The sequence below is a fragment of the Actinoplanes sp. L3-i22 genome, from assembly GCF_019704555.1.
In the GTDB taxonomy this organism is placed as follows: domain Bacteria; phylum Actinomycetota; class Actinomycetes; order Mycobacteriales; family Micromonosporaceae; genus Actinoplanes.
This window is the reverse complement of sequence record NZ_AP024745.1, coordinates 353243-375727: the sequence shown is the minus strand read 5'-3', so window position 1 is coordinate 375727 and position 22485 is coordinate 353243. Positions and strand designations below refer to the sequence as shown.

Genomic DNA, 22485 nt, shown 5'->3' with positions numbered 1-22485 from the left:
ACTATCGTTCGGCGTTCGCCGCGGGTTCCGGGACGGGCCGGTAGCGGAGCAGCGCCGGGAACGCGAGCGCGAGCATCACGGTCAGCCCCGCGGCGACCAGCCCGCCGCCGACCCAGGAGACCCCGACGCCGGTGAACTGGGCGGTCGCGCCGGCCCGCAGGTCACCCAGACGAGGACCACCGGCCACCACCACGGTGAAGACGCCCTGCAGCCGGCCGCGCAGCCGGTCCGGTGCGAACGTCTGCATGATCGTCTGCCGGTAGACCGCGCTGACCAGGTCGGCCGCGCCCGCCACGGCGAGCAGCAGGACCGCCAGCCAGAGCTGATGGGCCAGACCGGACAGCGCGATCGCCACGCCCCAGCCGACCACCGCGACGATCAGCGCGATGCCCTGGCGACGGACCCGGCTGATCCAGCCGGAGGTCAGACCGCCCAGCAGCGAGCCGATCGCGATCGCGCTGAACAGCCAGCCGACCGCGGTGGGGCCGCCGAACCGCTCCTCGGCCACCGCCGGGAACAGCGCCCGGGGCATGGCGAAGACCATCGCGATCAGGTCGACCGCGAAGGAGAGCAGCAGCACCGGCTGGGTGACCAGGAACTTCAGGCCGACCACGATGCCGCGCAGGCCGGCCGTCGGCTTCTCGCCGGTCTCGTCCGGCTCGATCGGCGGAATCGGCGGGAGCCGCCAGGTGGCCCAGAACGTGAGGGTGAACAGCAGCGCGTCGACCAGGTAGGCAACCGCGACGCCGGAACCGGTCGACCAGATGCCCATGATCAGACCGGCGGCCAGCGGGCCGAGCACACCCCCGGCCGTGGTGGTCGTGTAGTTCAGCGTGTTCGCGGCCGGGACCATCTCGGTCGGCACGATCCGCGGGACGATCGACTGCCGGGCCGGGGAGCTGATCGCGAAGCCGATCGCCTGGACCGCGGTCAGGACCAGGAGCAGGTGCGGACTCCGTACCCCGAGAATTGCCTGCACCAGCAGGCCGAGAGTGACCACCCAGGTCAGGGCGGAACTGGTCAGGAGCAGTCGGCGGCGGTCCACGACGTCGGCCACCGCGCCGCCCCAGAGCCCGAAGATGAGCAGCGGGACCAGCCCGGCGACGCCGAGCAGGCCGACCCAGAACGTCGAGTGCGTGATCGCGAACATCTGCACCGGCACGGCCACCGCGGTGAACTGGAAACCGAAGAACGACGCCCCGGTGCCGATCCACATCCGGCGGAAAGTGGTCATCCGCAGCGGGCTGGTGTCGATCATCCAGGATTTCTTGCCGTCGTTCTTCTTGCCGTCTGTTTTCTCGTCGTCGACCACGCTCACGGGGCCAGCCTCTCCACGATCCAGTCCCCGTTCGTGCCATCCTGCCTGCGGAAACGCAGGCGGTCGTGCATCCGGTTGCTGCGCCCCTGCCAGAACTCCACGCTCTCCGGAATCACCCGCAAACCACCCCAATGCGGCGGGGGCGGCACCGGTCCGTCGCCGAATCGCGCCGCCGCCGCGGCCAGGCCGGCGTCCACCGCGTCCCGATCGGGCAGCACCCGCGACTGCGGACTCGCCCACGCGCCGAGCTGCGAGCCGCGCGGCCGGGACGCGAAATACGCCTCGGTCTCGGCGCGGGACACGCGTTCCACCTGTCCGGCAACGATCACCTGACGCTGCATCGGGAACCAGGGAAAGACCAGGCTTGCGTACGGGTTGAGCGCCGCCTCCGTCCCCTTACGCGACTCGTAGTTGGTGAAAAATACGAAACCGCCCGAGTCGTACCCCTTGAGCAGCACCGTCCGGGCCGAGGGCCGCCCGTCGGCGTCGGCGGTCGCCACGATCATCGCGTTCGGCTCCGGCAGCCCGAACGTGGTCGCCTCGGCGAACCACCGCGCGAACTGCCCGGTCCACTCCTTCGCCAGCGAGGTCTCCAGCAACGGTCCGTGCTCGGTGTAGTCACGGCGCATCCCCGCGGGGGACGGCGGATCGGATGGCATCGGAGGTACTTCCTTTCGGCTGCATGCACGTTAAGTCCGCAACCCCCTGATGTCAGTTGAACCAGGATGGGTGTCATCGAGAGCACAACCCCCACGGGTCGACCGTGCGGTTACCCGGCGGGCAAGATGCAATCACTCACCGCAGCTCACGTCTCTCAGGGAGTGCCGTGTCCGACTTCAAGCCGGGACTCGAGGGCGTCATCGCGTTCGAGACCGAGATCGCCGAGCCCGACCGGGACGGTGGCGCGCTGCGATACCGCGGCGTCGACATCGAGGATCTGATCGGCCAGGTCTCCTTCGGCAACGTCTGGGGCCTGCTGGTCGACGGCAAGTTCGGGCCGGGGCTGCCACCCGCCGAGCCGTTCCCGGTGCCGGTGCACTCCGGGGACATCCGGGTCGATGTGCAGTCCGCGGTGGCCATGCTGGCGCCGTACTGGGGGCTCGACCAGCTCCTCGACATCACCGACGAGCAGGCCCGCAAGGACCTGGCCCGGGTCTCGGTGACCGCGCTCTCGTTCGTCGCCCAGGCGGCCCGCGGGCTGGGCCTGCCGGCCGTCCCGCAGAAGGACATCGACAAGGCCGAGACCATCGTGGAGCGGTTCATGCGCCGCTGGCGTGGCGAGCCGGACCCGCGGCACGTCAAGGCGGTCGACGCGTACTTCATCTCGGCCGCCGAGCACGGCCTGAACGCCTCCACCTTCACCACCCGCATCGTCGCCTCCACCGGCGCGGACGCGGCCGCCTGCATCTCCTCGGGGATCGGCGCGCTCTCCGGCCCGCTGCACGGCGGCGCGCCGACCCGGGTGCTGCACATGCTGGAGGCGGTCGAGCGCAGCGGCGACGCCGAGGGCTACGTGAAGGACGTCCTCGACCGCGGCGAGCGCCTGATGGGTTTCGGTCACCGGGTCTACCGCGCCGAGGACCCGCGGGCCCGCGTGCTGCGCCGGATCGCCAAGGACCTGAGCGCCCCGCGCTACGAGGTGGCCGCCGCGCTGGAGAAGGCCGCGCTGGCCGAGCTGCGCGAGCGCAAGCCCGGCCGGCAGCTGTTCACGAACGTGGAGTTCTGGTCCGCGGTGGTGCTCGACTTCGCCGAGGTGCCCGCGCACATGTTCACCTCGATGTTCACCTGCGCCCGGGTGGCCGGGTGGAGCGCGCACATCCTGGAGCAGAAGCGGCTCGGCCGGATCCTGCGCCCGAGCCTGCGCTACCTCGGCCCGGGCGAGCGGATGCCCTCGGAGGTCGAGGGCTGGGCTCAGCTCACGCATAATGTGTGACCATGTCTGACATCCGGATCCCTGACACGATCAAACCCGTCGACGGCCGATTCGGCTCCGGGCCGAGCAAGGTGCGACCGGAAGGGGTCGAGGCGCTCTCCGCGGTCTCCCGGACCTTCATGGGCACCTCGCACCGCCAGCAGACGGTGAAGGAGCAGGTCGCCCGGCTCCGGAAGGGTCTCGCCGAGTTCTTTTCCATGCCTGACGGGTACGAGGTGGTCCTCGCCAACGGGGGCACCAGCGCGTTCTGGGAGATCGCCACGTTCGGCCTGGTCCGCGACAAGGCCCAGTTCGCCGAGTTCGGCGAGTTCGGCGCCAAGTTCGTGCAGGCCGTCACGGCCGCGCCGTTCCTGGCCGAGCCGACCGTGCACCGGGCCCCGGCCGGCCAGGCGGCGTTCCTGACCGCCGAGGCCGGCGTCGACGTCTACGCGACCGTGCAGAACGAGACCTCGACCGGGGTCGCGGTGCCGGTGCGGCGGGTGGCCGGCGCCGACCCGGGCGCGCTCCTGCTCACCGACGCCACCTCGGGCGGCGGCAGCCTGGACGTCGACCTCACCGAGACCGACGTGTACTACCTGGCCCCGCAGAAGGCGCTCGGCTCGGACGGCGGGATCTGGCTGGCCCTGATGTCGCCGGCCGCGATCGAGCGGGCCTTCGAGGTCAAGGCCACGAAGCGGTACATCCCGCAGTTCCTCGATCTGGTGACCGCGATCGAGCAGTCCCGGCTGGAGCAGACGTACAACACGCCGGCCCTGGCCACCGTCTTCCTCGCGGCCGAGCAGGTGGACTGGATGAACGCGCAGGGCGGCCTCGCCTGGGCGGTCAAGCGCAGCGCGGAGAGCGCCGCCGCGATCTACGGCTGGGCCGACCGGTCGTCGTACGCCGAGCCGTTCGTCACCGACCCGGCGCTGCGCTCGTCGGCCGTGGCCACCATCGACTTCGCCGAGGGTGTGGACGCCACCGCGATCGCCAAGGTGCTGCGGGCCAACGACATCGTGGACACCGAGCCGTACCGGAAGCTGGGCCGGAACCAGCTGCGGATCGCGCTGTACCCGACCGTGGATCCGACCGACGTCGCGGCCCTGACCGCCTGCGTCGACTACGTGGTCGAGCGGCTGTAGTAAATCGGCCGGGTGACTTGGCTCATTGCGATCAGCAGGGCATAGTCCGTACGAAGGAACGGATAGGTACCGGCAGCAGATACTGAAGATCATCTTTGCTGGTCAGATTGTTCGACGGCGTGGCTTACCCCCATTGAGTGACCAGGGCGCGTACCGTGTTCCGAAACGCGCCCGGGTGCCTGACTCTCGGGAGCACAGGCCAACACGCGGGACGGAGGCAACGCATGCGGCCGGTACGCTTCGTCGCCCTCTCCGAGGACGGACAGGCTCTTGTGCTCGCCGACGAGGTGGGCCGCCTATTGGCGCTCCCTCTCGACGACCGGGTGTCCGGTGTCCTCACGGAGACCCCTGGGCAGCCGGGGACGGCCGTCGCGGTCATCTCACCGGACGCCACGCCCTCACTGTCACCTCGTGACATCCAGGCGCGGATCCGGCAGGGCGAGTCCGCCGAGGACGTGGCCCGCATCGCCGGCGTCCCGGTCGACCGGGTGCTGCGCTACGCCGGTCCGGTGCTGCAGGAGCGCGCCATGCTGGCGCAGCACGCGCGCCGCACCCGGCTGAAGACGTCCGATTCCGGCCAGCCGCTCGCCGAGGTGGTCGACAGCCGCCTCGCGCAGCACGGCATCGACACCGAGAAGATCTCCTGGGACGCGTTCCGCAAGGACGACGGCACCTGGCGGATCGTCGCGACCTGGCCGTCCGGCAAGGCCACCGCCCAGGCCATCTGGGACCTGGACAAGGGTCGTCAGGTGGTCGCCCCGCACGACGACATGGCGCAGTACCTGTGCGCCGAGCGCCCCACCCAGATCCTCGGCCAGGAGCCGGTTCCCGAGCGTGGCGGCCACGGCCTGCCCGGCCCGGTCCGCAGCCCCGAGCCGATCCGGGGCGGCCACGGCCTGCCCGCGGCCGACGCGCCCGCCCGGCCGACCCGCGACCCGATCCGGGCCGGCCGCGACGCGTTGCTCGCCTCGCTGGACCGTCCGCTCGAGGGCCAGTCCGGCCGCAGCCTGGAGCCGGTCTCCCCGGCCGCCCGGCGCCCGGTCGCCGGCGGTGCCGCGGCCCTGCTCGGCGGTGGTGCCGGCTCGGCCTTCGACGACGACGCCGACCTGCCCAAGGAGGTCCCGGCGGTGCCGTCGCTGGCGGTTCTGCGCCCGCGCCGCACGGTCGGGCAGAACACTCAGGGCAACGGCGAGGGCGAGGAGAACAGCAAGCCCCGCAAGCGCCTCCCCAGCTGGGACGACGTGCTCTTCGGCGGCGGTCCGGCCGCTCGGGAGTCCTCCTGAGCCGACTCTTCGTGGCCGCCTTCCCCTCGGAAGCGGCCCGCGAGGATCTGCTGCGTCACCTGCCGGCCGGGGCACGGTTCGCCCGCCCCGGGAAATGGCACGTCACGCTGGCTTTCCTGGGCGACGTCCCGGACGGTACGCGGGAGGTCGCCGACGCCCTGGCGACCGTCCCACCGGCCGCCCCGTTCCCGCTCCGGCTGACCGGTGGTGGCCGCTTCGGTGAGGTCACCTGGGCCGGACTGTCCGGTGACCGGGCGGCGCTGACCGCCCTGCGCGAGTCGATCCGGACGGTTCTGGACGACGCGGGCTTCCCGATCGACGCCCGCCCGTTCCGGCCCCACCTGACCGTCTCCTACCGCGCCGAGCCCGCGCTGCTGCCCGCGCTGGCGGGCTACCGGGGGCCGGAGTGGTCGGTGACCGCTTTCGCGCTGGTGGAGAGTCTGCTCGGGAACTACCACACCCGCCAGGAGTGGGCCCTCCACGGTTGATGGTTCGGAAGTCCGCAACCACCCTCGGACGTCGCCCTGTAGGGCCTCGCGTTCTGGGCGCCCCGCGCCCTGCGAGGACCGGAAGGGTCCCCGCGGGAGCGACGATCAGTTATTGGCCGCAGCCGAGGCAATGAAGAATTTGATCTTGATGGTTAGCCACGGAGAGCGAGCCCGGCCGCCTCGAGTTGGGTCTCGACGCGGAAACGTTCGATCTCGCGGTCGGCGCCTTTCAGCGGTTGCAGGTGTTCGGCGACGCCGAGGCAGCGGCAGGCGAGCCGTAACCGTGCGTCATATGCCTGCATGACCGCGGCCAGGCACACCTCCGACGAGCGGAGCGGGCCGCTGCGGCGCTGCCGGTCGAGGCGGCGGAGGTCGTAGGCCAACTGCTCGATCGGGACCGTGGGGAGCGCCTCCAGCCGGGCGGTCAGGTCGAGACCCGGCAGCTCACGGTCGAGCCGGCGGAGATCACGGCCGGGCGGGCCGGGGCGCCGGGCCCAGGACGCCTGAGCCGAGCCCCGGCGGGCCTGACGACCCGGAGCGGGCGCCCGGCGAAACGAGGAACGTCGCCGGGGCAGGTGGCCCGGGGAAGCCGGCCGGCGCGAAGCGGGGCGCCGGAGCAGGACCCGGGCACACGGCAGGACCAGCAGCGTCGTCCACGCCGCCAAGATCACGACCAGTTGCGCCATCGCCACGTTTTGACGTTAGACAGCGTTCGCTCGCGCCGGAACACCCTTTCGGCGGACCTGATCTGCCAACTACCTAAATGCCAGGTTCCTCACCGACTACGGGCACTCTTCCGGTGCGTTTGGCGGGATTTTGCCCTGAAATGCGAGAGTCCGCGTCGCCCTGATCGGGTGATACGGACTCTTGCTCAAAATCTGCAAAGTCTTGCTCAAAATCAAGCGCGGGCGACCGGTTCCGGCTTTCGGGGCAGGCGAACCCGCATCGCGATGTCGGTCGGCTTGCCCGCGGAGCCGGCGGGCACCACCGCGGAAACAACCGCGCCGGGGACGGCAGGCTCGGCGTGCGTCGGCGGGCGCGCGTCCACCAAAGCCGGCACCAGACCGCCGGCCGCCGCATGCGCAATGCCGTCAGCCGGCACCGGAGCGCTGCCGGCCGACGTCGGGGCGTCGATCAAGCGCATGCCGGGCCGCGGCCACACCCGGATCCGTAACCGCTCCCCGCTGGTCCGCAGCTGCCAGACCAGCGCCACCACCCCGGCCAGGAACGAGATCAGCCCGCCCGCCCAGATGCTGGACGGCACCCCGAACTGCTCCCCCCACCAGCCGGCCAGCGACGCCCCGATCGGCGTCGTGCCGAGGAAGACCAGCACGTAGAGCGCCATCACCCGCCCCCGGAACGCCGCGTCCACCCCCATCTGCACCCGGTGGTTCGCGGCCTGCGCCAGGTAGATCGAGAAGAACCCGGTCGGCACCAGGAGCAGCATCGCGACCACGAAGTTCGGCGCGAACCCGACCGCGAACTCCAGTACGCCGAAGGCGATGGCGGCGCCGATCACCCGGTACGCCCCGGGACGGGCCCGCCGGGCGCTGCCGGCCAGCGCACCGCCGAGCGCGCCCACCGCCAGCGCCGTGGTGAGCAGCCCGAACGACGAGGCCCCGGCGTGGAAGTTGATCTTCGCGAGGGCGGCCAGGGTGACCGGGAAGTTGAAGCCGATCATGCCGACCACGGCCATCAGGGCGATCGGGAGGACCAGGTCGGCACGCTTCCCGACGTACTTCAGACCGTCCAGGACCTTGGCGTTGCCGCGGTCCTTGCGCTCGATGCCGTGCAGCTCGGTGGTGTTCATCCGGGTGTAGGTGAAGATCGGCGCGATCGCCAGCACCGTCGCGAGCAGGAACACCACGCGCATGGGGAACGCGGCCAGCAGCACGCCGGCCAGCGCCGGCCCACCGATGCGCGCCGAGTTGAAGGTGGCCGCGGAAAGCGCCAGCGCGTTCGGCAGCAGCGGCAACTCGACCAGCTCGGAGACGAACGCCTGGCGGACCGGGGTCTCCACCGAGTTCGCGATGCCGAACAGCAGGGCGAACAGGAAGACGTGCCAGAGCTGCACGATGCCGGACGCCACGATGATCGCGAACGCGATGGCGGTGGCCGCGAAGACCGTGTTCGCGATGATCAGGAGCTTGCGCTTGTCGTAGCGGTCGGCCAGCCGCCCGCTGTAGAGCGTGAGCAGCATCACCGGGACGAACTGCAGGGCGGTGACCGCGCCGAGCGCGCCGGGTGAGTTGTTCGAGAGATCCAGGACCAGCCAGTCCTGCGCGGTGAACATCGTCCACACGCCGACCAGCTTGATCAGCTGCCCGAGGGAGAAGAGGCGATAGTTCCGGACTCGCAGGGATCGGAATGTCGTGTCCAGCACTGCCCGCATGCGGTGTGCCTCCTCGCCTCGGTCGTACGCGTCATCGTCGTGTGACGAAGCGGAACGTCCGGACCGGGCGAGTCAGGCGCGGGCGACGCGTTGCAGAATTTCCGCAGCGCGGGCCAGGGTGTCCCGTTCTTCCGGGCTGAGCTGGTCCAACTGCACGGCCAGCCACTCGTTGCGGGCGTTCTCATGCACCGCGTAGACCGCGCGTCCCTCGTCGGTGGCGGCCAGGATCACCTGGCGCCCGTCGGTGGGATGCGGCGTCCGTGCCACCAGCCCGCGATCCTCCAGCTTGCCGACGATCTTCGTCATCGTCGGGGGCTGCACCCGTTCCACATCGGCGAGCTCACGGGGAGTGAGCGCGCCGTGCAGTTGAAGGCTGGTCAGCGCGGAGAGCTGACTGAACGTCAGGTCGCCGACCGGCCGGGCCTGCCGGACCCGCCGGCTGAACCGGATGATCGCGTCCCGCAGCGTCTTGGCGAGCGATTCCGCTGTGCGTTCCGTCGTCATCACCCGCTCCGTCACGATACTTAGCCTAGCTAATGAGCATGGCTAACGACATGTATTCGACCATGTTAGAACCGTCACCGGGCACGCTAGCGCACCCGGTGACGGCCGGTGGATCAGAGCACCCAGGCTTCCAGCGGACCCCGGGCGAAATAGAGCACGAACAGGACGGCGACCCCGTACAGGATGGGGTGGATCTCTTTCGCCTTGCCGGTGGTGGCCTTCAGGACGACGAACGAGATGATCCCCGCCCCGATGCCGTTCGAGATCGAGTACGTGAACGGCATGATCGTGATCGTCAGGAACGCCGGCACCGCGATCGTCCAGTCGGTCCAGTCGATCTGCCGGACCGACGTCATCATCAGGAAGCCGACCACGACCAGCGCCGTCGACGCCGCCTCGAACGGCACCACCTGCACCAGCGGCGCGAAGAACATGGCCAGCAGGAACAGCCCGCCGGTGACCAGGTTCGCCACGCCGGTGCGGGCGCCCTCGCCGACGCCGGAGGCGCTCTCCACGAACGAGGTGTTGCTGGAGACGCTCGCCGCGCCACCCGCCGCGGCGGCAAGAGAATCGACAAGCAGAATTTCCCGGGTACGCGGCGGCATACCCTCGGCGTCGAGCATCTCGCCCTCCTGCCCGACCGCGACCATCGTGCCCATGGTGTCGAAGAAGTCCGCCACCAGCAGCGTGAAGACGAACATCAGCGCGACCAGCCAGCCGGCGTGCTGCCACGAGCCGAGCACGTTGAAGTGCCCGAGCAGCGACAGGTCCGGGGTGTCGACGATCTTCTCCGGCATCTTCGGCACGTTCAGCGACCAGCCGTGCGGGTTGGTGACGACCGAGCCGACGCCGGTGATCGCCTCCACCACGATGGCCAGCACCGTGGTGCCCAGGATGCCGATCAGGATCGCGCCCTTGATCTTGCGGACGAAGAGCACCAGCGTGAACAGCAGGCCGATCGAGAAGACCAGGGTCGGCCAGGTGAGCAGCTTGCCGCCGAGGCCGAGCTCGACCGGGACGGTGGTGTTCGACGCGTCCGGGACGCGGTGCACGAAGCCCGAGTCGACCAGCCCGATGATCATCAGGAACAGGCCGATGCCCACCCCGATGGCGGTCTTGAGCTGCGTGGGTACGGCCTTGAACACCATCGTCCGCAGCCCGGTGAGCACGAGCACACCGATCAGCAGGCCCTCGATGACGACCAGACCCATCGCGTCGGCCCAGGTCATCTGCGGGGCGATCTCGTACGCGACAAGCGCGTTCACGCCCAGCCCGGCGGCCAGCGCGAGCGGGAAGCGGGCGACCACGCCCATCAGGATGGTCATCACGCCGGCGACCAGCGCGGTGCCGGCGGCGAGCGCGGCCAGCGGCAGGTGGGCGCCCTTCTGGTCGGCACCCCCGGCCAGGATCAGGGGGTTGAGCACGACGATGTACGCCATCGTGAAGAACGTGACGAACCCGCCACGGACCTCGCGGCTCAACGTTGAGCCGCGCTCGGTGATCTGGAAGAAGCGGTCGAAACCGTTCTGCGTGGACATGCTTGCCCTTTCGGGTGGCACACTGAGGACGCGCGCATGTTCCCAGACCCGGCTGACCTCGGCAAAAGCAGAGTGATGTTACAACTCTCACGTCCTGCGCCGAGACGTTCCGTAATGGCCTTACCCTGACGGAGTGAGTGACCTGTCCCCCGCGGCCCGGGCTGACGATCCGCCGTCCGGCCTGTCCGTCGTGACCGGCACCAAACCACGCGTCGAACCGCTGGACCCGCCGATGGTCCCGTTCGCCCTCGCCGGTCTGGGCGCCTTCGTCGTGGCCACGATCGTCTGCCTGCTCGCCGACGCACCCGACTCATGGCTGGACACCAGCGTGGCCGGGTTCCTGGTGGGGATCCCCGGCCTGATCACGATGATCGTGCACGATCGGAACCGGAAGCGCCGCCGGGCGCTGTCCCACCCCGAGTTCCGCGCCTCTTAGCTGTGGCCGTAATCCTCGGCCGGCTCGCCTGACTCGACCGAGCCGTGGCCGCGGCTGACCGCCACCGCCTCCACCTCGCTGTCGTCGTAGACCGTGGGCAGCTCGTCGACCGGGTGCTCGACGGTGGCCAGCAGCGCCTCCGAGTGTGCGCCGCAGCCGTGATCGGCGCTGACCGCGCGGCCGTCGTCCGGCGCGTAGAGGTTGCCGCAGACCCCGAACATCTGCCGCATCGAACCGGCCAGCGGCAGGTAGAACCCGCAGGCCCCACAGCGCGCGTTGCGCGGGGCGGCGGTCGAGATCGGCGCCTCCGGGCCGGCGTCGCTGTCGTACCACCGCTGGGCGGTCTCCATCCGGCCGTCCTTGGACATCACCCGGGAGCGGCCCAGGCCGAGCTCCCAGGAGACCGCCTCGACCGCGGCGTCGTCGCTCAGCACGTAGCCGGGGGTCAGGCGGTCGTCGTCCGGCGCGGTCGGCATCAGGTCGCCGACACCCAGGTCGCCGGGCTGGACCCGCTCGTTCCACGGCACCCAGCCGGGGGCGAGCAGCGCGTCCGGCCCGGGCAGCAGCACGGTCTCGCAGATCGTGACGTGCCGGCTGCGCGGCACCCGGGTCACGGTCACCGCCCAGCGCCAGCCCCGGTAGCCGTCGAGGTGGGAATCGAAGAAGTGAGTCACGACACGGTCGCCCTCGGCGACCGCCTCCAAATGCTCACCGATGTCTGCCGGGTCCACATCGGTGATCGCGCCACGGGCCACCCCGACGGCATCGGCACAGACCTGGTCGAGTCGGGCGGCGCGGGTGGTGGTCCTGGAGGTCACCCGCCCATTGTTGCCTACCGGGCCCCATTGGTCACAACGACTCCCCACATACCTGTGGACAGCAGCGTACGAAGGTCGCCTGGATCAGTCAGGATGGTTGCCATGCCGCTGCTTCCTACCCTCGGACGCACCGTCGGCTCCGGCGTCAAAGCCGTACGCCTGGTGGTGCGTGGATCCGTGCGCGGCGGCGCCTGGGCGACCCGCCGGGTCGGCACCGTCCGGGCGCGTGGCGCCGCCAACGAGATCGGCATGATCCGGCTCTTCGACCTGCACGCGGTCTCCTGCGCCGGTGACGCGCTGATCGCGATCGGGCTGGCCGGCACCATCTTCAGCGTTCCGCTCGGCGAGGCGCGCAGCAAGGTCGGGCTGTACCTGCTGATCACGATGATCCCGTTCGCCCTGCTGGCGCCGGTGGTCGGCCCGCTGCTCGACCACTTCCGGCACGGCCGGCGCTACGCCCTGGCGGTGACCATGCTGGGCCGGGCGTTTCTCGCCTACGTGATGTCCGTCAACCTGCACACCTGGGGTCTCTACCCGGCGGCGTTCGGCATGCTGGCGCTGTCCCGGGCCTACGGGGTGGCCCGCTCGGCGGCCGTGCCACGCCTGCTCCCGGACGGGGTCGGCCTGTCCCAGGTGGGCGCGCGGGCCAGCGTCTACGGCACGTTCGCCGGCGCCGTGGTCGCGCCGATCGGCCTGCTCGCCTTCCGCTTCGGGCCACAGTGGCCGCTCTATGTGGCGATCATCATCTTCTTCGCCGGCGTGGTCGTCGCGCTGCGCCTGCCGCCGCGCGCCGACTCCGACCCGCCCGAGTCGATGCCGCGCGCCTGGCGCACCGTGCTGGGCCTGGACCGCGGCTCGGACCGCCCGCTCTCCGGCCGGCTGGTGGTGGCCACCCTGATCGGCAGCTCGTCGCTGCGCCTGCTCTACGGCTTCCTGCTGCTCTTCATGACCTTCGCGATCATGGCCGGCGACGTGGACACCACGATCCTCGCCTGGGATCTCGGCAAGAACGCCGCGGTCGGCGTGGTCGGCGGCGCGCTCGTGGTCGGCACGTTCCTCTCCACCGCCGCCGGCACCGGCCTGCGCATCCGCCGCCCGCTCGCGCTACAGTCCAGCGGCCTGGTGATCACCGCCGGCGTGGCGATCCTCGCGACGATCTTCTACAACCTGGCCACGATCGCCCTGCTCGCCCTGGTCACCGCCATCTTCAGCGGCATCGCGAAACTCGCCGTCGACGCGAGCATCCAGGAACGCGTCCCGGAGCGTCTCCGGGCGACCGCCTTCGCCCACTCGGAGACGGTCCTGATGCTGGCCTGGGTCGCCGGCGGCGGCATCGGGCTGATCCCGCTCACCGGGCGGCTGGGGGTCGCACTCGCCGCGCTGCTCGCGGTGGCGGCCGCGGCCCGGGCCGGGTGGTCGGCGGCCCGCCTGCGCAATGAGCGCCTGGCCGGCCGACCGGACAATTCGAACAGCGAAAACCCCTCCTTCGGTACGTCGTCAGCCAGCCCCGACGCGGAAGTCGCGGATCCCGCGCGCACCGCCGCACCCGACCCGGCACGTGCCGACCCGTCCCGCCCCGCCGCCACGCGACCGGATTCGCCCCGGCCGGAGGCCGCCCGCGCGGCCGACTCCGCATACCCGGCCGACTCCGCGCGCTCGGCCGACTCCGCGCGCTCGGCAGGCTCCGCACACCCGGCCGACTCCGCACACCCGGCCGACTCCGCGCGCCGGGCCGACTCCGCGCGCCTCGACGACGATGAGGACCTGTTCTACGAGGCTGCCGACCCCTGGCCGGACGCTCCGACCGTTCCTGATCAGTCCGGCCACAGCGCACCCGCGCAGCGCCGTCCCGCCGACTCCCGGCCGCGGGGCACCCGTGACCGCACCACCGAGCCGACCCTGATCGACGAGCCGACCGGCCGCGGCTGGTGGGGCCGCCGCAAGCGCAAGCCCGCGAAGAAGCCCGCCTCGTCCAGCGCCGCCCCCGAGAAGCCGACCAGGCAGTTCAGCACCGAAGCCACCTCCGACGGCGAGCCGACCAGGCAGTTCAGCGCCTCCGCGGGCGAGCCGACCAGGCAGTTCGGCGCTTCCGCCGGCGAGCCGACCAGGCAGTTCGGCGCGGGTGCCGCGCCTGACGAGGAGAACGCCGACCGGGCTCCGGCGCCGCCGGGGTATCACGTCTACCGCCCGTCCTCCGCCGACTCGGCACGGAACGCCGGCTCCGAGAAGGGCAGCGACGCGTGACCCGAAACCCCGTGCTGGTCGTGACCGCGGTGACCGCCGAGGCCGACGCCCTACGCCCGATACTCGACCCGGGCCTGGTCGTCGTCGAGGCGGTCGGGGTCGGCCCGACCGCCGCCGCCGCGGGAACCGCACGCCTGCTCGCCCGACGCGACTACCGAGCCGTGATCAGCGTCGGCATCGCCGGCGGCTTCCCCGGCCGCGCCGACGTGGGCGGCACCGTCCTGGCCACCCGGACGATCGCCGCCGACCTGGGCGCCGAATCCCCGGACGGCTTCCTCCCGATCGAGGAGCTCGGCTTCGGCAGCAGCGTCCTGGAAACCGACGCCACGCTGCTCAAACACCTCCAGGTGGCGCTCCCGCACGCGATTCCCGGCGACGTGCTCACGCTGAGCACGGTGACCGGCACGGCCGCGACGACGAACCGCCTGGCGACCCGCTTCCCGCAGGCGGTGGCCGAGGCGATGGAGGGCTACGGCGTGGCGATCGCCGCCACCGGAGCCGACGTGCCGTTCGCCGAGCTGCGCACCATCTCCAACCTGATCGGCCCCCGGGACCGCTCGGCCTGGCGGATGGCCGACGCGTTCGCCGCCCTGCGAGCCGCCGCCCCCGCCCTGCAGTCCCTCCCCTGACCCCACCCTGCGAGGCGCCCGACCCGCCCGGTCGACACCCGCCCGGCCGGCGCCTGGCTCCCGACCGCGAGGCGCCTGCTGCCCGCCCGCGAGACCGCCGCCCGCCCCTGGCCAGCCCCGGAGTCCCACCCCGCCGACGCACCCATCCGCCTCGGCGGCCAGCCGCACGGGTGGCGGCGCACGATCTGACGACGCGGCGATTGGCCGGCGGCGCAGGCGCTCGGCACGCGGCAACCGACCCGGGTGACTCGCACGCAGGTCACAGCCTGGGGCGCGGAGCTCACGCCGTACCCCCGAATTGTCTGCCTTTGCGGTGAAGCAAAGGTGACCAGGCAAACGCACGCCCATCAGGAAGGTGAATTCTTTTACAGGAATCTGTTGCTGTTGATGATCGAGCCCGGCATGCTGCGCTGAACGAGCATGTGACTTTCGTCGCTAGCGCCCCAGGAGTCCCTGGAGCATCGGCCGCGCGCCGGTGATCCGGGAGCCCAAAAGGCGCAGAAGGTCGCTGGCCGTGCCAGAAGACGTTCGCCGGGAAGCTGAGCGAGGCACCATGAACGACATGAGCGCCGGGGCCCGGGCACGCCTGATCGGTGCCGGCTACGCCGCCCAGGGGCTCGGGTATGCCGCGGTCGTCACCGCGCTGCCCGCGTTCAAGGAGCGACAGGGCCTGAGCGACGCGTTCGTCTCGGCGATCCTGCTGCTGGTGTGCGTGGCGGCGGCCGGCGGCTCAGTCGTCGCGGATCAGGTCGCCGCGCGCTGGGGCAGCCGGTACGCGCTGGCCGGCGGCCTGTTCCTGGTCGGCGCCGGGCTGGCCGGAACCACGGTCGGCACCCCGAATGTCGCCTTCGTGACGATCCTGCTGTTCTACGGGATCGGCCTGGGCACCGTGGACGCCTCGCTGAGCATGCAGGGCGTGCTGATCCAGGCCCGGCTGGGCCGCAGCGTGATGAGCCGACTGTTCGCCGCATACACCGCCGCCGCCATCGTCGCCGCCCTGCTCATGTCGGGTTCCCTGGCCAGCAGCGGTGCTTCGGTCGCGGTCGGCACGGCAGCCGCGTTCGCGGTACTGGTCGGGCTGGCCGGCTGGCGGGCCTTCGAGCCGGGCCGCACCGAACGCTCCAGCGCGGTCCACGAGACCGGCGGCCGCGCGGTCCGGCGGGTGGTCTGGATCTGCGGCATGCTGATCTTCACCGCGTTCCTGGTCGACTCCGCGGTCAGCACGTGGAGCTCGGTCTACCTGAAGGACACGCTCACCGCGGGATCCGCGACCGTACTCGGCGTCTCGCTCGCCGTCGCCCCGCTCGGCTACGCCGCCTATCAGGCAGCCGTGCTGGTCAGCCGCATGGTCGCGGACCACATGGTGCCCCGCACCGGCCGCGTGGTCCTGGCCCTCGGCTCGCTCGCGGTCTGTGGCGTCGGCTGCGGCCTGGTCGTGCTGATCCCGTCGATCCCCGCCGCGATCACCGGCTTCGCCATCGCCGGCATCGGCGTCGGCGTCCTGGTCCCCCTCGCCTTCAGCGCCGCCGGCGAAGCCGCCGCGGAGAGCAGCGACGAGGTGATCGCCCGGGTGAACCTGTTCAACTACGGCGGCGCCCTCCTGGGAGCAGTTCTCCTAGGCGCCCTCTCCGACCCGATCGGCCTGCGGATCGCCTTCCTCATCCCGGTCGTCGGCGTCATCCTCACCCTCCCCCTGGCCCGCCGCCTCCACCACCTCACGGTCGCCGCGCCGGCCCCCCGCCCCACCGCCTGAACCCCACCCTTCAGGCGTCACCCGTCTTCTGCCGTCCCGTCTGCCGTCTGCCGTCGCGCGTCAGCCATCAGCCATCGAGCGGCTAGCGGCGAGCTGCGAGCGACGGCCGTCAGCAACGGGCGGCGAGTGTCAGCCGCAGGCGGCGGGCATGGGCGTCGCGCGTCAGCCGTCGGTCGGCGGGCATGAGCGTCCGGCGTCAGCCGTCGACCGCAAGCTCCGCAGCGCACGGTTCACCCCTGGAAGATCAACTTCAAAGATCTTCATTGCCTCGGCTGCGGCCAATAACTGATCGTCGCTCCCGCGGGGACCCTTCCGGGCCTCGCAAGGGCGCCGGGGCGCCCAAAACGCGAGACCCTCCAGGGCGGCGTCCGAGGGTGGTTGCGGTTTCAAAAAACCCACGCGAGCCGCCTCCCGGGTTGAGGCCCAGCCGCGCGCCGCGGGTCCCGCCCGTGGTCGCCGCGGGATCGCGGCGTGGCCGCAGGAAGCGGGGCGTGGGTGGGATCGCGGCGTGGTCGGCGGGGGCGGGGTGTGCGTGGGAGTGGGGTGGTCTGGTGGCTGGTTAAGCTTGGTGGGTGCCGAGGCTGGTCGATCATGGCGTTCGCCGGGCGGAACTTCTTGCGGCCGCCTGGCGCGTGGTTCGGGCCCGCGGTGTTGAGGGCACGACCACCAGGGCGATTGCCGACGAGGCCGGCTGTTCGCTGAGCGTGCTGGCGCATTTTCTCGGCGGCAAGGACGACATCCTCGTCGCGGCGCAGAAGGCGGTCTACGACCGGATCGTGGAGCGGGCTTTCCGGATCGGCGGGGACCTGTTCGGGCTGGCGGCGCTCCGGGCCGCGCTGGACGCGGTGCTGCCGATCGACGAGGAGCGGGCCGCGGACGCGCACGTCAACGTGGCCTTTGCCGGGGCGGCGCTGTCCCATCCGCTGCTGGCCGAGTCGCGGCGGGAGTCGCACCGGGCCATCCGCGTGCATCTGATGAACTGCCTGCGCGAGGCCCGTCGGCTGCACGAACTCCGACCCGGGGTGGCCGACGAAGCGGTGATCGACGACTTCATCATCCTGGTCGAGGGCAGCACGCTGCTCAGCCTGGTGGACGGCTGGGCCGAGGAGGGCCGGGCCGAACGCCTGACCCGCCTCGCCGACGGCTTCGTCAACCAGCTCCGCGAATAGCTGAACTTGACATGTTGACAGTCAACATGGACATCAACACGTCGCGATGCAATCAACCATCAACATTGATCCAGTCAATCAAGTCAACATGTAGGCATCAACACTGAGCGCCGACCAGTAGGCATCAACGCCGGGGCGGCGATCGGTAGGCATCAGCGCTGGGCGGCGATCAGGTCGCGGTACCAGTACCAGGAGTCCTTGCGAGTGCGGGCGAGGGTCTCGCGGTCCACGTGCACCAGGCCGAAGCGCTCGTCATAACCGGCCGCCCACTCAAAGTTGTCAAAGGCCGACCACACGTAAAAGCCGTCCACCCGGACCCCAGCTTCGATCGCCGCCGACACCGCCCGCAGGTGTGCGTCCAGGTACGCGATCCGTCGCGGGTCGTGCACCTTCCCGTCCGCACCGGGCGACGCGTCGTGGAACGAGGCGCCGTTCTCGGTGACGATGACCGGGGGCAGCGCCGGGTACCGGTCCCGCAGCGTCACCAAGATCTCGGTGAGCGCCGACGGCACGATCGCCCAGCCGAAGTCGGTGCGTTCGTCGCTCTTCACCGGGACCGGCGAGAACGGCAGCCCGTCCGGAATGTCGACCTCCAGCACCCCGGTGTAGTCCTTGCCCTCCCGGGGCGCCTCGATCGCCGTCGGCTCATAGAAGTTGACCCCGTAGAAGTCGAGCCGCGCCCCGATCAGCTCCAGGTCCCGGTCCAGCTGCGCACCCGAGGTGCCGACGCCGGCCCGGATCATCTCGTCCGGGTAGTCGCCGAGCAGGATCGGGTCGGAGAACGTCCAGTTGGTCAAACCCCGGAACATCTCGGCGGCGAACGCGTCGGCCGGGTCGTCGCTGGCCGGGTAGACCGGGAAGTGCTGGTTGGCGATGCCGATCGAGCCCGCGTCGTGGGTGCGCAGCACCTGCACCGCGAGCCCGTGCGCGAGCAGCTGATGGTGCGCGACCGGCAGTGCTTCCAGGCCGAGGCCCCGGGCCGGGGCGTGATCCGTCAACGCGTACCCGTAGAGGGTTTGCACGTTCATCTCGTTCATGGTGATCCAGTCCCGGACCCGGTCGCCGAGCCGCAGCACCACCGCGCTGGTGTAGTCGGCGAGCCGGTGCGCGGTGTCCCGGTTCAGCCAGCCGCCCTGGTCCTCCAGGTCCTGTGGCAGGTCCCAGTGGTAGAGCGTCGGCACCGGGCGAACGCCCGCCGCGAGCAGCTCGTCGACCAGCCGGTCGTAGAAGTCCAGCGAGGCCAGCGCCCGCGGCCAGGAGATCGAGAACCGGTAGTCGCGCACGCCGGACTCGGCGATGTGCGTGACGTCCTCGGCGTACCGGTGGTAGTGGTCGATGGCGACCTTGGCGTCCTCGCCGTGCCGGACCGTCCCGGGCCGGGCGGTGAAGGTGTCCCAGATGCTCGGGCCCTTGCCGTCGGCGTCCCAGGCGCCCTCGATCTGGTAGGCGGAGGTCGCCATGCCGAATCGGAAGCCGGGTGGGAATCGCATGGGTGATCCTTTCAGGACAGTGACTTGAGCCGGGGCAGGCAGGCCAGGGCCAGCACCGCGATCACGGCGGTGAGCAGGTAGAGCGTGGGGTAACCGCCGAGCCGGGTGACGATCGGCGCGGCGATCACCGGGGCGAGCAGCTGCGGCAGGGTGCCGGCGATGTTGGCGACGCCGAGCATGGTGGCCCGGGTCTCGGCGTCCGGCAGTACGTGCGTGATGACCGCCATGTCGACCGCGACGTACGCCCCCCACCCCGCCCCGACCAGCACCGACGCCACGATCGCCGCGGCCACCACGGGAACCAGGGCGAGCAGCGCGGTCCCGGCGGCCAGGACCAGCGCGGCCACCGTGATGAAGACCTTCCGGCGCTGCCAGCGGTCCGACAGCACCCCGCCGGCGAAGCCGAAGATGCCGGCGAACAGCACGTTCACCACGGTCAGGACCAGCACCCAGGTGGCCGCGTCGGTGACGCCGACCGCATCCGACAGGTAGTAGAAGAGGTAGACCAGGACCAGCGCGTTGACCAGGTTGAGCAGGAACCGGATCAGCCACGCCCAAGCGAACTGACCGCCTGGCCAATGCAATGAGATGCCGGATCTTTCGGACCGGAGCGCCGGTTCCCGGTGCATCAGCAACAGCGCCGCACCGAGCGCGGGCACCGCCACGGCCACCGCGATGTATCCCGGCGCGCCCTGGCCGACCGCGACCGCCAGGGCGGTGCCGAGCACCACCCCGACGATCTGCGCCACGCCGAACAGTGCCCCGACCGTTCCCCGCTGCCGCTCCGGCACCCGGTCGCCGATCATCGCGGCGAGCGCGGCGAGCGGCCCGTTCAGTCCGATCTGGACGAGCACCCAGCCGGTGATCATCGGGCCGCGGGCCTCCGCGACGGACAGGACCAGCAGGCCGGCGACGCCGACCACGGTTCCGGCGATGAAGATCGGCCGCCGGGAGCCGAGACGGTCCGACAGCGCACCCCACAAGGGGTTCGCCACCAGGGAGGCTGCCGCCCCGATCGCGGTGACCAGGGCGAGCAGCGACTCCTTGCCGTCGGCGCCGGCCAGCCGCGCGGCCTGCTCGGGCAGCAGGATCTGGATCGGCCCGAACCAGCCCGCGGCCACCCCGATCATGGCCAGCGCGTACGCGACCATCCAGCGGGGGCGGACCGGCGCCTCGGTGAGCGTCATGAGCGAGCTTTCTCCCACATCTCGACGTACGCCTCGGCCCCGCTCATCAGTTGCTGGGTGAGCAGTGCCTTGTCCGAGCCGGCCTGGTTGGTCAGGTCGGTGATCCAGTCGGCGTAGAGGCCGTACTGGGCGACGCCGTCGGTGTTGAGGTCGAAGGTGCGCGTGCCCCAGATCTGGCGGCTCACGGTCGTACCGTTGAGGGCTTTGAAGGGGTAGATGAGCGGGCTGGACCCGGCGGTCAGACGGGGCTCCGCCTGGGTGCCCAGGCCGTTGACGTCGGTGCCGACGCCGTACCCGGTGATCTTCGAGCCGTTGCCGAGGGCCTTGTTGGCCCGCCACTCGTCGAGGAACGCCGGCGTGCCGGAGCCGTCGTCGGTGGCGGCGAACGCGTAGGTGGCGACGAACCCGCCGACCCCGAGCACCCGGTTCACCAGGGTCCGGTCGGCCCAGCTGTGCACCGAGGTGACCCCGGCGTAGTGCGCCTGCTCGGCCAGGTCGAGCACCGCCGACGCGGTCTTCACGCCCATGTGGTCGATGTGGATGATCATGCCGCGGGCCATCATCTTCTGGACCAGGTACGTGCCGAGCGCGGTCAGCCCGCGGACGTTGCAGATCTTGCCGCTCGGATAGACCGGCAGGATGGTGCCGGCCGGCAGCCCGACGCCCAGCGACAGCAGCTTGGTGAGGTCATCGCTGACCAGCGGCTGCTCGTTGTCGGACGGGCCGGTGCAGCTGGTCGCCTGCCACCAGTGGCCGCTGGAGAGCAGCTGGCCGACGTTGATCGCGGCGCCGGTGACACCCTCGTCGAACCGGGTGCCGCCGAACGCGTTGTCGAACTTGTGCACCGGGTAGAAGCCGCTGACGCCCATCGCCTGCAGCTCGTCGAGGCCCTTGTCGATGTCGGCGGTGGTGCACTGCGCGACGTCCTTGATCTCGCGGCAGCCGAAGATCTCCGAGTTCTCCACGCCGATGGTGACGGCGAGCTTGCCCTGGGCGGCGATCGCCCGTACCTCGGCCGGGGTGGTCGCCAAGCGGAACCACCCGCGGCCCGGACCGCCGCTGCGAGCGTCGATGTAATCCTGCATCTTCCGCAGGTAGGTGGACTGCGCGCGGATCTGGTCCATCTCGTCGCAGGAGGTGTGCTGCAGGGTCAGGTCGCAGATCACCCGGTTCGCCACCAGCAGCACGTTGAGCACCCGCTGGCCGGACTGCCAGGCGCGTTCCAGGCTGCGGAAGTACGACGCCTCGTGCAGCATCGTGTCGGTCTGCGGCCAGTCGGTGAACGTCGGCCAGCCCTGCTCGGACGAGTTGATCGGGTCGGTGCCGGCGATGATCGCCTCGAGCAGCGCACCCCAGCCCAGGGTCGCGTGCGAGGCGCAGCCGGCCAGCGCGACCGGGGCGCCGCCGGCGGCATAGGGGTCGCCGCAGTGCAGCGAGCCGCCGAACGCCTCGGCCGCGGTGACGTGCGCGTGCGCGTCGATCCAGCCGACCAGCTTGCCGTTGGCGTCGACGCCGGCCGACGGGGTGCCGGTCACGCCGGTGGCGATGTCCGGGATCGCGGCGCATCCGGTGGCCGGGGTGAGCTTCATGGTCGCGCTTCCCGCGCCCAGACCCCCGAGGTACGACCCCATCTGCTGCCCGGTCGCCGTCGAGACCAGCTTGTACTGCCCGGAGGAGCCGCTGCTGACCGTCCAGTCGGCGCGATCGCCATAGGAATCGCCGGCCCAAACCCAATTCACCACACTTTGGTACGGCGGAGCACCGGTGTGATCACGGAGCAGGTAGCGACCGAGTTGAGTGGCCTCGAAGCGGAACGGCTCGGCCTTCGACGCGGTGCCGCTGAAGCCGTAGCCGACCGAGTCCTTGAAGACGTAGCCCAGCGAGGTCGTTCCGTTGAATGCCTGGAGGGTGACGCACGAGCCCTCCAGATCGTAGGCGGGCGTCCAGGTCTCGGCGGCTCGGGCGGGCGCGGACAGCCCGATGAGGCCCAGCACCAGGACGCCCGCGAGCAGCTTTCGGCGCACGGGACACCCCCTTGGTAGATCAAATGATCCGACAAAGCGGAGTGTAGAAAGTCACACCGGTGTTAAGCCAGAGGTGAATGTGAATATTTTTCCGTACGACGAAGCGGGGTGTGGCGCACTGGACAACTTCCGCCGCGAGCGTCCGGGCCTCGGCGGGG

Annotated in this window: 18 protein-coding genes and 1 pseudogene; 9 read left to right on the top strand and 10 right to left on the bottom strand. The window is 70.9% G+C overall.

Going from position 1 to position 22485, the window contains the following annotated elements; genetic code table 11:
• Position 1 precedes the first annotated feature (1 nt).
• Both L3i22_RS01725 and pdxH read right to left on the bottom strand, forming a co-directional pair.
• Complete coding sequence (locus tag L3i22_RS01725) at positions 2 to 1258, bottom strand: MFS transporter (RefSeq protein ID WP_221329746.1); 1257 nt, start codon at positions 1256 to 1258, stop codon at positions 2 to 4.
• Between the two features lie 56 nt (positions 1259 to 1314).
• The gene (gene pdxH / locus L3i22_RS01720) at positions 1315 to 1977 is read right to left on the bottom strand and encodes a pyridoxamine 5'-phosphate oxidase (RefSeq protein WP_255657876.1); all 663 of its coding nucleotides are present in this window, start codon (positions 1975 to 1977) and stop codon (positions 1315 to 1317) included.
• A 167-nt stretch (positions 1978 to 2144) separates the two neighbouring features.
• Between pdxH and L3i22_RS01715 the strand changes: the two genes are divergently transcribed.
• From L3i22_RS01715 to thpR, 4 genes are all read left to right on the top strand, one after another.
• Positions 2145 to 3251: a citrate synthase 2 gene (locus L3i22_RS01715; RefSeq protein WP_221325249.1), complete on the top strand. Its 1107-nt coding sequence runs from the start codon at positions 2145 to 2147 to the stop codon at positions 3249 to 3251.
• A gap of 2 nt (positions 3252 to 3253) precedes the next feature.
• Positions 3254 to 4372, top strand: a complete 1119-nt coding sequence (gene serC / locus L3i22_RS01710) for a phosphoserine transaminase (RefSeq protein WP_221325248.1) — start codon at positions 3254 to 3256, stop codon at positions 4370 to 4372.
• A 224-nt stretch (positions 4373 to 4596) separates the two neighbouring features.
• Complete coding sequence (gene sepH, locus L3i22_RS01705; protein WP_221325247.1) at positions 4597 to 5655, top strand: septation protein SepH; 1059 nt, start codon at positions 4597 to 4599, stop codon at positions 5653 to 5655.
• 11 nt (positions 5656 to 5666) lie between these two features.
• Complete coding sequence (thpR, locus tag L3i22_RS01700; protein WP_221325246.1) at positions 5667 to 6143, top strand: RNA 2',3'-cyclic phosphodiesterase; 477 nt, start codon at positions 5667 to 5669, stop codon at positions 6141 to 6143.
• A 152-nt stretch (positions 6144 to 6295) separates the two neighbouring features.
• Here thpR and L3i22_RS01695 read toward each other — a convergent pair whose 3' ends face one another.
• The 4 genes from L3i22_RS01695 to L3i22_RS01680 form a co-directional block, all read right to left on the bottom strand.
• The gene (locus tag L3i22_RS01695) at positions 6296 to 6829 is read right to left on the bottom strand and encodes a hypothetical protein (protein ID WP_255658636.1); all 534 of its coding nucleotides are present in this window, start codon (positions 6827 to 6829) and stop codon (positions 6296 to 6298) included.
• A gap of 212 nt (positions 6830 to 7041) precedes the next feature.
• Positions 7042 to 8535, bottom strand: a complete 1494-nt coding sequence (locus tag L3i22_RS01690; RefSeq protein ID WP_255657875.1) for an MFS transporter — start codon at positions 8533 to 8535, stop codon at positions 7042 to 7044.
• A gap of 72 nt (positions 8536 to 8607) precedes the next feature.
• Positions 8608 to 9054, bottom strand: a complete 447-nt coding sequence (locus L3i22_RS01685; protein ID WP_221325244.1) for a MarR family winged helix-turn-helix transcriptional regulator — start codon at positions 9052 to 9054, stop codon at positions 8608 to 8610.
• Between the two features lie 98 nt (positions 9055 to 9152).
• The gene (locus L3i22_RS01680; RefSeq protein WP_221325243.1) at positions 9153 to 10577 is read right to left on the bottom strand and encodes an NCS2 family permease; all 1425 of its coding nucleotides are present in this window, start codon (positions 10575 to 10577) and stop codon (positions 9153 to 9155) included.
• Between the two features lie 133 nt (positions 10578 to 10710).
• Here L3i22_RS01680 and L3i22_RS01675 point away from each other — a divergent pair, with 133 nt between their 5' ends.
• Positions 10711 to 11013, top strand: coding sequence for a DUF2530 domain-containing protein (locus L3i22_RS01675; protein ID WP_370644345.1), 303 nt, complete (start codon positions 10711 to 10713; stop codon positions 11011 to 11013).
• Here the strand turns inward: L3i22_RS01675 and L3i22_RS01670 are convergent.
• Positions 11010 to 11879, bottom strand: a complete 870-nt coding sequence (locus L3i22_RS01670) for a DUF3027 domain-containing protein (protein WP_370644344.1) — start codon at positions 11877 to 11879, stop codon at positions 11010 to 11012. The two genes, L3i22_RS01675 and L3i22_RS01670, sit on opposite strands and share 4 nt — an antisense overlap.
• A gap of 54 nt (positions 11880 to 11933) precedes the next feature.
• Here L3i22_RS01670 and L3i22_RS01665 point away from each other — a divergent pair.
• The 4 genes and pseudogenes from L3i22_RS01665 to L3i22_RS01650 form a co-directional block, all read left to right on the top strand.
• Positions 11934 to 13472, top strand: a pseudogene (locus tag L3i22_RS01665) (MFS transporter); the annotation flags it as partial.
• 599 nt (positions 13473 to 14071) lie between these two features.
• A complete protein-coding gene (locus tag L3i22_RS01660; RefSeq protein WP_221325240.1) occupies positions 14072 to 14704 on the top strand; it encodes a futalosine hydrolase in 633 nt (210 codons plus the stop codon).
• Between the two features lie 553 nt (positions 14705 to 15257).
• Positions 15258 to 16457 (top strand): MFS transporter, encoded by a 1200-nt coding sequence (locus L3i22_RS01655; RefSeq protein ID WP_221325239.1) that lies wholly within the window; start codon positions 15258 to 15260, stop codon positions 16455 to 16457.
• A 572-nt stretch (positions 16458 to 17029) separates the two neighbouring features.
• The gene (locus L3i22_RS01650; RefSeq protein WP_221325238.1) at positions 17030 to 17626 is read left to right on the top strand and encodes a TetR/AcrR family transcriptional regulator; all 597 of its coding nucleotides are present in this window, start codon (positions 17030 to 17032) and stop codon (positions 17624 to 17626) included.
• Positions 17627 to 17778: 152 nt separating this feature from the next.
• On the opposite strand, the gene L3i22_RS01645 is transcribed toward L3i22_RS01650, so the two are convergent.
• Genes L3i22_RS01645 through L3i22_RS01635 form a run of 3 tightly spaced genes read right to left on the bottom strand, consistent with a single transcriptional unit; the run spans position 17779 to position 22327 of the window.
• Positions 17779 to 19116 carry a GH1 family beta-glucosidase gene (locus tag L3i22_RS01645; protein ID WP_221325237.1) on the bottom strand — a complete coding sequence of 446 codons (1338 nt, stop codon included), beginning with the start codon at positions 19114 to 19116 and terminating at the stop codon, positions 17779 to 17781.
• A gap of 11 nt (positions 19117 to 19127) precedes the next feature.
• The gene (locus L3i22_RS01640) at positions 19128 to 20303 is read right to left on the bottom strand and encodes an MFS transporter (protein WP_221325236.1); all 1176 of its coding nucleotides are present in this window, start codon (positions 20301 to 20303) and stop codon (positions 19128 to 19130) included.
• Entirely contained in the window at positions 20300 to 22327 is a 2028-nt protein-coding gene (locus L3i22_RS01635) for a hypothetical protein (RefSeq protein WP_221325235.1), read from the bottom strand. Before L3i22_RS01635 ends, L3i22_RS01640 begins: the two co-directional genes overlap by 4 nt.
• Between the last annotated feature and the right edge of the window lie 158 nt (positions 22328 to 22485).

Excerpts from the sequence above, each read along its gene's own strand:
- L3i22_RS01680 (WP_221325243.1), bottom strand. The coding sequence starts at position 10,577 with ATGTCCACGCAGAACGGTTTCGACCGCTTCTTCCAGATCACCGAGCGC.
- L3i22_RS01640 (WP_221325236.1), bottom strand. The coding sequence starts at position 20,303 with ATGACGCTCACCGAGGCGCCGGTCCGCCCCCGCTGGATGGTCGCGTAC.
- pdxH (WP_255657876.1), bottom strand. The coding sequence starts at position 1,977 with ATGCCATCCGATCCGCCGTCCCCCGCGGGGATGCGCCGTGACTACACC.
- L3i22_RS01695 (WP_255658636.1), bottom strand. The coding sequence starts at position 6,829 with ATGGCGCAACTGGTCGTGATCTTGGCGGCGTGGACGACGCTGCTGGTC.
- L3i22_RS01690 (WP_255657875.1), bottom strand. The coding sequence starts at position 8,535 with ATGCGGGCAGTGCTGGACACGACATTCCGATCCCTGCGAGTCCGGAAC.
- L3i22_RS01645 (WP_221325237.1), bottom strand. The coding sequence starts at position 19,116 with ATGCGATTCCCACCCGGCTTCCGATTCGGCATGGCGACCTCCGCCTAC.
- sepH (WP_221325247.1), top strand. The coding sequence starts at position 4,597 with ATGCGGCCGGTACGCTTCGTCGCCCTCTCCGAGGACGGACAGGCTCTT.
- L3i22_RS01725 (WP_221329746.1), bottom strand. The coding sequence starts at position 1,258 with ATGATCGACACCAGCCCGCTGCGGATGACCACTTTCCGCCGGATGTGG.
- L3i22_RS01655 (WP_221325239.1), top strand. The coding sequence starts at position 15,258 with ATGAACGACATGAGCGCCGGGGCCCGGGCACGCCTGATCGGTGCCGGC.
- serC (WP_221325248.1), top strand. The coding sequence starts at position 3,254 with ATGTCTGACATCCGGATCCCTGACACGATCAAACCCGTCGACGGCCGA.